The organism is Candidatus Vicinibacter proximus (genome assembly GCA_016713905.1).
Classification (GTDB): Bacteria; Bacteroidota; Bacteroidia; order Chitinophagales; family Saprospiraceae; genus Vicinibacter; species Vicinibacter proximus.
In genome coordinates this window covers 1280486-1293363 of sequence record JADJOE010000001.1, presented here as the reverse complement: position 1 = coordinate 1293363, position 12878 = coordinate 1280486, and the positions used below count along the sequence as shown (strand labels likewise).

8 protein-coding genes are annotated in these 12878 nt (G+C 34.4%); 2 read left to right on the top strand and 6 right to left on the bottom strand.

What is annotated here, in order from left to right:
* Window positions 1–15 precede the first annotated feature (15 nt).
* The 5 genes from IPJ83_05040 to IPJ83_05020 form a co-directional block, all read right to left on the bottom strand.
* Window positions 16–564, bottom strand: coding sequence for a glutathione peroxidase (locus IPJ83_05040; GenBank protein MBK7879908.1), 549 nt, complete (start codon window positions 562–564; stop codon window positions 16–18).
* Window positions 565–927: 363 nt separating this feature from the next.
* On the bottom strand, window positions 928–2967 hold the full coding sequence (locus IPJ83_05035; protein ID MBK7879907.1) for a CHAT domain-containing protein: 2040 nt from the start codon (window positions 2965–2967) through the stop codon (window positions 928–930).
* 38 nt (window positions 2968–3005) lie between these two features.
* The gene (locus IPJ83_05030) at window positions 3006–3449 is read right to left on the bottom strand and encodes a tetratricopeptide repeat protein (protein ID MBK7879906.1); all 444 of its coding nucleotides are present in this window, start codon (window positions 3447–3449) and stop codon (window positions 3006–3008) included.
* Between the two features lie 23 nt (window positions 3450–3472).
* On the bottom strand, window positions 3473–4207 hold the full coding sequence (locus tag IPJ83_05025) for a tetratricopeptide repeat protein (GenBank protein ID MBK7879905.1): 735 nt from the start codon (window positions 4205–4207) through the stop codon (window positions 3473–3475).
* Window positions 4208–4285: 78 nt separating this feature from the next.
* Entirely contained in the window at window positions 4286–4696 is a 411-nt protein-coding gene (locus tag IPJ83_05020) for a CHAT domain-containing protein (protein ID MBK7879904.1), read from the bottom strand.
* Window positions 4697–4998: 302 nt separating this feature from the next.
* On the opposite strand from IPJ83_05020, the gene IPJ83_05015 reads away from it, so the two are divergent.
* Window positions 4999–7992, top strand: a complete 2994-nt coding sequence (locus tag IPJ83_05015; GenBank protein MBK7879903.1) for a hypothetical protein — start codon at window positions 4999–5001, stop codon at window positions 7990–7992.
* A 62-nt stretch (window positions 7993–8054) separates the two neighbouring features.
* Entirely contained in the window at window positions 8055–9716 is a 1662-nt protein-coding gene (locus IPJ83_05010; GenBank protein MBK7879902.1) for a T9SS type A sorting domain-containing protein, read from the top strand.
* Between the two features lie 166 nt (window positions 9717–9882).
* Here IPJ83_05010 and IPJ83_05005 read toward each other — a convergent pair whose 3' ends face one another.
* Window positions 9883–12825 carry a CHAT domain-containing protein gene (locus IPJ83_05005; protein MBK7879901.1) on the bottom strand — a complete coding sequence of 981 codons (2943 nt, stop codon included), beginning with the start codon at window positions 12823–12825 and terminating at the stop codon, window positions 9883–9885.
* Window positions 12826–12878 lie beyond the last annotated feature (53 nt).

Below are 12878 nucleotides of genomic sequence, written 5' to 3'. Positions count from 1 at the left end.
ATACCAAACCATTTATTAATTAGACTGAGAAAGCCATTCCAATATTTCCTCAGACAATGGACTCTCTTTATAAGATATTACACGGATCCATTTACCCGTTTCATCGATCAAAAACTTCTGAAAATTCCATTTGACTTCTGCATCCTGAACACCATTTTCTGCCTGCATGGTAAGCCATTGATACAAAGGATGCATTTCTTTACCCTTAACTGAAATTTTGGCCATCATGGGAAAACTCACCCCATAATTCTTCTTGCAAAATTGCTGTATCTCTGCATTCGTACCGGGTTCTTGTCCACCAAAATTATTTGCCGGAAAACCCAAAATGGTAAATTTTTCGCCACCAAATTTCTTGTAAAGCTCTTCTAATTCCGCGTATTGTGGTGTATATCCACATTCTGAAGCAGTATTTACGATGAGGACTTTTTTGCCTTTTAATTGAGCAAAATCAAATTCTTTTCCGTCGATTGTCTGAACCTTAAAATCGTAAATACTTTGCATCGTTTGTGAATGGATTGAAGAACATAAAAAAGTAAAGAAGAAAACAAGAGCAGTATATTTCATAATTAGTTTATTTGCAAGAAACAACAGATTGGGCTACTTGTTCAATGATCCATACCGCTTTAATTTCAAAAGGTATGCTTTCAGAGAATTGACTTATCCATTTCAATTCGCAATGCCAAAATATTTTGAAATACCATAAATTGGAACAGAATGGTAAATAGTTTATTTTATACTACCAACATAGATGTTGAGGAAGCCTAGTTGGTCAACATGCCTCATGACTGTCTACAAGAAGGAAGGATGTTAGTATATCTAATTACTCCGCCAATACAAATGCTGACGAAGCTCTGCTTGTCAGCATGCAGACCGAAAGCGTAGGCACCCTGCCACAATGAAGAGTACGAATGAAAACAAAAGTTAAATTTATTCTACAAGAACAAATCCTGCCCAATAAAATGGCTCCAATCCTTTATTCCGTAATTCCCTTTGCGCCATTTGCAAGGCTTGACGAATTGTCTTTTTCTTAAGTAACCAATACTTATAGAATAAGGTCATCAATTCTTTGGTTTGTTGATCGGGTACCTGCCACAAGGACATGATCAGATTTTTGGCGCCTGCAATTTTAAAAGCGCGTTGCAAGCCATAGACTCCTTCATTACCCTGTAAATCTCCGAGCCCCGTTTCGCAAGCAGATAGCACCACTAATTCTGTATTCCTTAAATTAAGTTGACATATTTCATATGCCGTTAGGATGCCATCTTCCATGTCAGGACGAATAGGCTTCCCGGTTTTCCAGGCGTGGTTTCCTCCAGCCAAAATTAATCCGGACCTCATCATGGGGTGCTCGCTTATTTTAAATATCGGTTCCTGACTACTCATTGAAAATGGTGAATTGCTATTTTCACTTTTGGGGTCAGGGAAGAAAAAACCATGAGTAGAGATATGAAGTATCCTTGGAGATACATTTTTGTAGTCCCCTAATTGCTTGAAAGATTCTTCCGTGGCATCATTTCCATTATATAAATTACTTTTGATTTTTGCCTTGCTAAAGATCTTATTAATTTCTGTAGTTTCTTGGTCGGAGCCAAGGAGATATTGCCAACTACCTCCTCGGACTGTAGAATCTATATAATAAAAAGTATGTTCAGAACGAAGTGAAGCAATGCTACTATCTCTAATTGGAAGGTGTTCCATCATCTCCATAGAATCCATTTCAAAGTTAATGCCTCCATAGATGGAAGCACTGATTGGTTTTAAATTTTCATCAAAGTTTTTAAATACTATTTGTCTTGTACTTCCCAATTGAACTAAATTATATTTATCTGAAAGTAAAGTATGATTATCTATCTCCTTAGAAATTAGAATTGCATTTTGATTTATCCGGTGGAGTAATCCACTTGGAGAGAAGTAAGTGGTTTTGACTCCTTTCAAGTAGGGTTCAAGAGGCTTCCAGATTAAATCGTAAAGAGATTTGGAATTTTCATTAATGGGTAAGGCGCCACGTCCATCAGCAGGTTGATAGAGATTTGCGACGTAATCCATTTTTCGAGCGGAAAATGAATTTAATAATTGGTAAATTTCCTTTTCTTCGCACAGCAGGATAAAATGCGGAGTAGTATCACTAATATTAAGTAATAAAGCGGCATACATATTAGTTTCTGATGACTTATTGCCACTGTATTGAAAGGTTATAAACTCCACAGCTACTTCATCAGCTTCGAGTTTTTGCTGAATTTCTTGTACATTTATTTGTCGTATAGCATCTGTGTGTTCAACAAAAATACGTGCAAGCTTTTTTTCAATAGAATCGGATTTCATTTCCCACTCATTTGTATTATTTCTTTGCTTATAAGGATTTGCATAATCTCTTGCTAACATTCTGTTACAATATAGATATCTTTCATATAATCCTGCGGTGGTTGAATCTGATTGAGCCAAACTTTTTAATCTTAAGGCATTATGCAATAAATAACCTTTGATAAACAAAGTATAATCATAGGCTGACTGAATTAAAGATGCATCAGGAAAATCAGTTAAAAATGAATAAAGAGCATCATTATGCGAGGAAATAATTCTTAAAAACGAGTTTAATTCAAAGTCTGACATATGGCGAGTTGCAAGCTCCAGTTTACCTTTCATTACGAGAATTAATTTTTGTAAAAAAGGAACCGCCATATGTATTGAATCCTTTGCAATTTCAAGATTTGCTAACGCTAAGAGTAGTTCAGGATAATGTTCGTTATAGTCCCTCAATTCTCTTTCTAAAAACAAATTAGCTTCCACAAAATAATTTTCGGCCAAATCAAATTTATTCTGAAATTGAAAGTTTTTTCCTAAGGTCAAGAGTGTAGAAAAATAACAGTCACTACAGCCTAGTGGATGACTTTCAAATATTTGTTTAGCTTCGAGGAGTAATTTTTGTGAAGTAAGTGTGTCTGACTTCAAACTGAATATAAATGACAAATTAGTTAAGCATTTAGCATATTCGATACTTTTTTTACCTAAACTTTTTCAAAAATTGGGATGGCTAGGTCTAGATAATATTTCGCAGAATCCAGATTGCCCATACTACGATATACTCTACCAATGTCAAAATAAATCTTTGCAACATCCTTGTGACTTACTCCAAGGTTCTTGATATTTTGTGTTTGAATGCGTAGTCGATAATTTTTGGACCTTTCTAATAGTCCCATGCGCTCATAGAGACTTGCGATGACAGAATGTGCATATGTAGTTATTGGATGTTCAGTCCCATAAGCTTTTTCAAATATAGCTAGTGATTTGGTAAAATATAATTCAGCTAAATCATAGTGCCCTTTCTCAGAATATACAATACCAAGATTAGCTGTGGCTTTTCCATAATCAACATCTTCTTTACCAACACAAATTTCAAAAACAAATTGGGCTTCTTTATAGAATTTTTCCGCATCGTCAAGTCGACCCATACTGCGATACAATAACCCAACATTCACCAAACTCCAACCATAGGATTGAGTCCTTTTACCTTCTGTTTTTCTTTTAAGGACAAGGCTTCTAAGGATAAAAGCTCAGCATCTTCATAACGCTCCATTTCTGTGTACAAATACCCAAGTGATGTAACTGCTTTTATATAGTAGCGATGAAGCTTACCATATTTTGCTTCCCAATATTTTTTTGCCTTTGTTTCTAGTGTATCTGACTTCATGAATTCTCCCATAGAGTGGTAGAGTTTTCCTAACCGAAAAGTAGTTTCGATAAAATCATCATTCTCTGACCCTGACAATGAATCGTGAAGTGTTATTATTTCCAGATAGATTGATTCCGCCTTCTTGTACTTACCAATTTTTTCATAAAGTGTTGCAAGAGAAAGTGCATAATTTAAATAATTCAAACTTTTCTTACTAAAATTTTTTTCTGTGATGTCTAAAGATGCTAAAATCCATTTTTCAGCTTCCTTATAGTTCCCCATATAATAATTTATTCTTCCTTTCATAAAACAGCATCTTCCGTAAGATGCTGACTCTGGCCCTAGGTTTTTAATAGCAATGTTTTCAGCTACACTATTAACTTCAAGTGCTTTTTCAAAATCTTTTAATGTTGTGAATTCATTCGATATATTTATTAGACTATCTATCTGTTTTATGATTATAGAATCACTCACTTGGGCGGATATTATAGAAGCGAAGTTTAAAAGAAATCCAAAAAGACAAATTAATTTTTTCATACTAGTGAATTAAATATTAAAATCTACGTGCTTAATAATTAATTTACAATTAACCATTAAAAATTAACAATTTTCTGTCTACTCCACCAACACAAAACCCGCCCAATAATACGGTTCCAATCCTCCATCCCGCAATTGCTTTTGCGCTGCATGAAATGCATCCGGAATGGACATTTTTTCCTCCAGCCATTTCTTGTAAAAAGTAGTCATCAATAAAGACGTTTGTTTATCCGGCACCTGCCATAAACTCATGATCAGATATTTTGCCCCGCCGATTTTAAAGGCGCGTTGCAATCCATAAACGCCTTCGTTTCCTTGAATATCTCCTAAGCCAGTTTCGCAGGCCGACAACACTACTAATTCTGTATTAGATAAATTCATTTGGGATATTTCATAGGCGGTCAGCACACCATCTTCCCTACCTTCCAATGTTGGTTTTCCTTGCCAGGCGGCGTTGCCGCCGGCCATTATTAAACCTGATCGCAACATGGGATGGTCGGAGATTTTGAAGACAGGCTGAGCTTTGTAAGATGAGTTCCCAAATGAAAATTCGTCACCCGCATGGTCAGGGAAAAAGTATGCCTGTGTTAATTCTAATTTCAAGAACTAAATCAATTAACAAAACGTTAAATTAAGGATATAAACAGTCAAGAGACAATTAAAAAGCCCACGACCACCCATCGAAATGGGGACGCAGGCCCTCTTATCGGAAAATAAGGCCGCAAAAGTAAGGCTTTTACATTGAATTTGGATTGTTCTTAATTATTTTATCACCTTTATAATTAGAATTTATGAAAAATTCATTTGTATTTAGGTTTTTGTTAATTTTATTGCAATTGCCATTCTTACTCTATTCCCAAATTGCCGTACCCTATAAGAATTTTGAAATTAGTAGGGATAAAGTACATACTCAAAATATATCAGAAGAGGCTCAAATATTTAGAGGATCCGATAATGCCCTCTTGAGCAAAATTAACTTAACATTAGATCTACCAGGATCAACTCTTAAGGAGAAAGCATTAAGCTATTTAAATTCAAATTGGAATCTATTTAAATTTACAGAATGTTCTGATTTAGTATTGAAATTTGGTACAAATGACATAGAAAACAATATTGTTATTTTTAATCAGATTTATAAAAATTTACCTGTTGATGGTAATCAATTTATCTTACGTTTTGACGAACAATCTAGATTAAATTCAATAATTCAGAATACAATTCCTATTAATTGGGACATAAATATAGCACCAAGTTTAACAAAACATATGGTAAGCAGTATTTTAATGCAACATTTTAAAACTTCGCTAATTAATGAGCAGGAAGAATCTTTATTAATGATATACCATTATAACAATTGTGCGACATTATCATATTTTACCCAATTTGAAACCAAGAATCCCAATGGTAAATGGTTTGCATATTTAGATGCAAATACAGGTAAAATTTTAGAGTTAAAATCCAACATTATGTATGTAGATGGTACAGGTAGGATATTTAACCCTGACCCATTATCAGCGTCGCATAATAAATATGGTAATAATGGTATAATGGATAACAACAACTCAAATAATCCTGTTTTTGATCCTTTTTATAAAATTGTAGATTTATTAGGTATATCCCAAAATGGCAATGTTTATTCCCTTGTTGGCAATAATGCAAAAATTTATAACCCTAACTTGTATACTTCCAATTCACCATTTTTTGATTTCAAAAGACACCAGGATGGATTTGAAGCTATTATGTGCTATTACTTTCTAGATAAAACTATCGACTATGCTAGAGGTTTGCAATCATTTTCAAATTTTGTTTACTTTAATCCACATGAAGTCGGCAGCAATTCACATTATAATGGAACTACTGTAACCTTAGCAGATGGAGATAATGGGCATAATGAAGCAAACCCTGACCATGGAGAAGATGCTATGGTTATTCTACATGAAGGATTTCATTTTATACATCATTCACTCGCGGGGATACCCCCTCCAGGTAAAAGTTACTTGTCACTAGGTGCTGAAGGTGTAGGGGAAGGAGTTGCCGATTATTGGGCTTTATCAGAAGTCAATGCGGAAAATCAATTTAAGGATTATGAAGACGGATTTTATGGAATTTTTCGTTGGGCAAATCATAATCCTGGTACAGTTCCATCTGGGATGTATCCATCAACTGATCGATTCGCAAATTCTACATTAATGAATATAACATATGTTAGTCCATTCATGAATTGCAATTGCAGTCCTCATTACTTTGGCACTATATTATCAGGCGTTCTTTTAAAAATATATAATGATATTGGCAAAGAAAAAACAGACAGAATGATACTTCGAGGATTAGCTAATATTAAATATGGATATACAGCCCAACCCCATGTTGCAACTGCAATGTTTGATGTAACAGGTCCGAATGGTTTAAATTACAGTGATTGGGAAAGATGCATAATATGGAGTCATTTTAGTAAAACATATAATATTCCAGCAAATAACGGAGACAAATTTCTTCCATTAATATTTAACGGAAGCGGTGTAGATCTATATATGAAAGATAATTTAGAAGACTTTGGTGTAGAAATTAATCCTACTAATAAAGATATGTGGCTTTCTGAAGATATTTGGGTCAGACCAACAAACGACAATTTATTTTATCATGACAATCCTATCTTTAGAAAAAATTCTCAGAATAAGGAAAATTATATTAAAGTTAGAGTGAGAGGAAGGGGTTGCAATATTACTTCTAATGCTCTATTAAAGGTTTACTGGTCAAAAGCTTCAACTGGATTGAAATGGCCTCTTAATTGGGAATATTCTATTGATCCAATATCAGGAAAACAAATTTCAGGTCTTGTAAATACAGTAAATTTAGCTACATTAGGGATAGAAGCAGGCGAAGAAGCAGTAGTTACTATCCCTTGGATACCTCCTAATCCTGATGACTTTAATGATAATGATAAACATCACTATTGTTTGTTAGCAAGAATTGAGTCAACTGAAGACCCAATGTATTGTAATGAAGTTTCAAATATAAACGAAAATGTCAAGTGTAATAATAATATAATATGGAAAAATGTTACTATTTTTTCAACTTCAGGTTTTAACCAAGATACAGCTATTCTTTATGTTAGAGATATAATACAAACTGTCACTCCAACTCCATCATGTGTAGAAATTAAAGATGCCCTTTTGCCGCACTTTTATCCCACTCTAACCAATGCATCAATTTCTGTAAATTTAAGAGAGCCGTTAAAATCGTTATGGATAGCAGGTGGAATGCAAGGAAGTGGATTTATTTTAGATCCAGAATCTGGATTATTTAATATTACAAGTTTTCCAGCTATATTTTGTAATTTAAATCTAATATCAGATTACAATTATTTGATGGATATTTATTCAAAAGGAAATGGAATTTCAAAACCATATGTATTTGACATAAGGCATTATAAGATGACTTTTCCCTACCAAGTTATTGGTGGTGAAAGATTTATTTATCCAGGCACTGGAAATGATGCATTACCAAGAAATAGTTTTATTGAAAATGACAAACATTTAGTGTCAATCTTTGTGAGCCCCAATCCATGTACTGATGAAACAACCATAAAATTTAGAAATGCTGTTTCTCAATTTGAATATACAATTTATAATATCAGCTCAAATTTACTTCTGAAGGGTCAAGTCAATAGCAATACTAATACGGAATTTAAGTTAAATCTAAGGAATATTGATTACAAAGGAGTAATTATTTTAAATATAAAGAACAAAGAATTTAATAAATCGATCAAATTTTTAAAACTGTAAAATTTATTTTTGCGGATCAATCTAGGTTGATCCGCAATTCTTTTTACAATTAAATCCATTTTATGAATTTTAAATATTACCTTGTTTACATATTAATATTTGTGGTTATAGAAATAAAAGCACAATTTTACCAAACATTAAATACTTCGATAAAACCAACTTATTCGGAAATCAATGAAAACGGAGACATTATATTAGTTCAGTCTACTTCCTTTGACTCTGTCGAAATACTAAATAGCGTTTTAAAACCATTGAGTAATCCAAGGCCAATTTTTGGAAGATCAAAGGAAATATATATTACTAGAATTGATACTAATCAGCAAATCCTTGATAATATTCATTTTTATAGCAAAGAGGGAATCAATATCATTGGATCCTATTTATTTAATGATGAATACTATTTTATATTAACAAATTTTGATACAATTTTTTATAAAGACACATTTTATACAAATGACATAAATATATTACAACCAACTTATTTGTTCAAATTTGATTTCAATACGCGTGATTTAGTTTTATGTAAATTAATTGGAGGAGGTTGGGAATGGTCTAGTATTTTTATCGATGAATCTTATATTAATATAGGTTTACAATTTATTGGTTCAGCAGTTATTGATTCTAATATTTTCAATGGATTAAAGCCATCATTTAATGAAAAAGATATAATTCTCATTAAATTACTTAGGAGCAATTATAATTTGAAAGCTGCTACTACACTCATTGGCTTTGAAGATAGCTACCCATTAAAATTCATCAGCTCTGACAATAGAAATTTATATTTGTTAGTTGATACATATAGTCCATTTTTAATTTGTAATAAAGATAGTATACTATTTCCAAAATCATCAAATGGTTATGGATTAGCATTAAAATTTGAAGAAGATCTTACATTGAGTAAATTTGCAGCTACTAGCGGAATTTTTACAGATATAAATATCAATAACAATAATTCAATAGATATTGTCGGTAATTATTACAATGAACTTGTGATAAATAATAAAGCAATCGCAAATAGTTTTGGTCTTGAAAATTCTTTTATTGCTAGATTTGACCAATTATTAAATCTCGAAAGCTATAAAGAATATAAAGGCAGTGGAAGTAAAAGATTCAGTATAATTGGAAATGTAAATAATAATGACATTTTCTTAGGAGGCCAATTTACGAAACAAATACATGAAGAAAATAATAAAGTAACTCAAAGCGAAGGGGATTTCGATGCTCTAACTTACTTCATCAATAACAATGGTGAATTGGTAAGAAAATTTTACTTTCAAGGAGATAGCACTGAATTTATTAGCAAGATTTTACAAAAAAAAAATGGAGATTTCTTTATTTTAGGTCATACGTTGAGTAAAAAGTTAGTTTGTTCAAATGATATTATTTACCCTGACTGGGATAGAAAGAGTACCCGAATAAATTTTTTTCTATACAAAATAGACGCAAAGCTATTAAAATCAATTGAAATTCCACCCAAACAAGAAGATTATATAAGAATAGCTTCAATTCAATTGAATAAAATAGTTAAAATTGAAATTATAAGCAACATTGTAAACCGTATTAATATTTATAACAGTAATGGACATTTGTGCAATGCGAGAAACATTACTCCAAATAAACAATTAGTTGAAATTGAAAATATTTCTGTTTCTGGCTTATATTTTATAAGCGTTCACTTAAATAATGGCAAGAATTTTACAAAAAAAGTTGTTGTATTAGATTAGCGTAAAAATATTAAATCAATTGATAAGGCTGTCCACCTGCCAGATGAAAACAGAATCAAGTGTTTGGGCAGAAATAGTGTGCACTAGTATTGCCAGACAAAAAGTAAATGCGTACTTCATTTTAAAATATTGACTATAATTCAAAATAAAACTAATTCTCGAAGGACTACTCCACCAAAACAAACCCTGCCCACTGATAAGGATCCAATCCTATCTCACGCAATTCTTTCTGGGCAGCATGGAATGCATCCGGAATGGTCATTTTTTCCTCCAGCCATTTCTTGTAAAAAGTAGTCATCAATAAAGAAGTTTGCTTATCCGGAACTTGCCACAAACTCATGATTAGATATTTCGCACCGGCGATTTTAAAGGCTCGTTGCAGGCCATAAACTCCTTCGTTGCCTTGTATGTCGCCGAGTCCTGTTTCGCAAGCAGATAAAACAACTAATTCTGTATTCGATAAATTCATTTGGGAGATTTCATAGGCAGTAAGTACACCATCTTCTCTGCCTTCCAGAGTTTGCTTGCCTTGCCAGGCTGCATTGCCACCGGCCATAATAAGCCCACTTCGTAACATGGGATGATCGGAAATTTTAAATATGGGTTCATTTACTCCAAGTTTCACTTTTGGCTTTGAAGAAGCCGCTTTCGCTGTTCCCTCACTTGCCGTACTGTCGTACGACATTCTGCCTGCGGCAGAAATCGTTCGGTCAGGATCAGGAAAAAAATAACCATGTGTTGCAACATGTAAAATTCTAGGAGAAGGAGAATTGTTTGCCCCAATATTTTTAAAAGTTTCTTCCGTTGCTTCATATCCTTTTTTCAAATTGGTGTGCATTCCGGAAGTTTGCATAATTTTTTCAATGGAATTGACTTCTCTTTCTGTACCCGGCAAATAATTCCAGCTTCCTCCTCTTAATGTAGAGTCGACATTTTGAAAGAACAATTCACCTCTGGATCGTGAAGCAACTAAAGGTTCATTCTTTTGCAATATACTGTCTTGTTCAAATTGAATACCCCCGAAGAGAACTGCATCGTTGTTCGCAATTTTTATTTGAGTAGGAATGACCAATTGCCTTGTACTGTTTAATTCAATTAATTGGTATTTGTCCGCCAGTGTCTCAGTTTCGGAAATAGGAATCGCGTCGAGATTAATTCTATGCAATAATCCACTTGGTGAAAAGTAAATGGTTTTGATTCCGGATATTTCTTTTTCAATTGGTTTCCAGAGCATTTCATACAATGACTTCTTTGGCGTTTCCTTGACTAGTGCGCCACGATCAGCAAGAGTGTATAGTGCGTTTACATAATCTGCTTTGCGTTCTGATTTGGTATGCAACAAAGAGTCCATAGATTTTTCTTCGAAAAGTGGTACAAATTTGGGCTGTTCCACATTGGGCATAATTAAAAGAGCCGCATACAAAATACTGTCTGTACGCTCCGGAAAATTGACTTTAAAATGAACAACCTCAATTGCAGCTTCCGACTGTTTTAAACCTGCTCTTACCTCCTGCCACTTAACTTGTCGGAGAGCTTCTGCATAACCTGCAACTGATCGGGCAAGTTCTTTTTCAGCTTGGTTGGCTTTATCTTCCAGTTCTGCGATTCCATTTCGCTCTGCAATGGGTTTTGTGTACTCTTCAGAAAGCAGGCGGCGATAGTCTTTGAGACGAAGGTTGATTTCTTCTGTTGTAGGTGAAGTAAGTGCTAAGGAATTCAGCCTGGAAGCAGCGGACAAAATAAATCCCTTATACATAAGAGCATGGTCATAAGCCAATTTCGGTAGTATTCCGGGCGGTGATTCACTATTTTTGCGTGCAAAGAGGTACGCACACAAATTGGAACCGCTGTATCGAAATTTTCTCATGTATTTAGCGAGTTCATTTTCTGATAAAAAAGTGGTGACATTTAAAGTCCTTTTTTGAGATAGCTTAAACGCTTCATCCAACAGAGGATCAGAATCTAAAAATCGGTTTTGCCTTTCATATAATCGTACCAGGTTTTCCAGGCTTGCAGTATAATCGGGATGCTCTTTGCCAAGCACTTTTTCCCGTATGGCTTTTGCTTCAAGGTGTAGAGACTCGACTTTCTCGTATTTGCCCATTTCATAATACAGATTTCCCAGATTGTTTGGGCTGGAGGCATAATCGAGATGCTCCTTGTTGGGTATCTTTTCCAAAAAGGCTTTGGCTTCAAGATAAAGGGGTTCAGCTTTTTCGTAGTCGCCCAGGTCATCATAAAGAACTGCCAGGTTGTTAAGACTTGAAATATAATCCGGATGTTTCTCGCCTAACACTTTTTTCCGTATGGCCATGGCTTCAATATAAAGGGGTTCGGCGTTTTTATATCTGCCCATTTCAGAGTACAGCACTCCCAGGTTGTCCAGACTATTGGCATATTCCGGATGTTCCTTGCCCAGTACTTTTTCCCGTATGGCTATGGCTTCAAGATAGAGCGGTTCAGCTTTTTCGTAGTTGCCCATTTCATAGAAAAGGATTGCAAGGTTACCCAGGCTATTGGCATAATGGGGATGATCCCTGCCCAACACTTTTTCCCGAATGGCTTTGGATTCCAGGTAGAGTGGCTCGGCTTTTTGGTAATTGCCTAATGCAAGATACAGGTTTCCAAGACTTTCTAAGCTTGAGGCATAATCACGATGTTCCTTGCCCAGTACTTTTTCACGAATGGTTAAAGCTTCAAGGTATAGAGGTTCAGCTTTTCGATACTGACCTATAGTTTTGTACAAGAGAGCAAGGCTGTATAAGTTCCACGCATAAGAGGCATTCTCTTTACCGAGCACTTTCTCGCGAATGGCTTTGGATTCAAGCAACCATTTTTCTGCTTCAGAGTAATCACCTATGTTAAGATTCAATCTACCCCTATTGAATGCACATCTTGCATATGCTGCTGACTCTCTGCCAAGTTTATTAAAAGCAAGCTTTTCTGCCATGGCATTGACTTCGAGTCCTTTTTCGAATTCTCTCTTTTCAGCAAAAGAAGCTGAAACCTTGATGAGACTGTCCACTTGCTTAATCGCGACTGAATCAACAGTTTGCCCATTCAAGAGTCCCATACAAGCAGTGAGTAGTGTACATATAAAGTATCTCATTTTAGTTTATTTTTTTATCAATATGGGTTAAAAACGCTCCCCTCTCCTTTTCC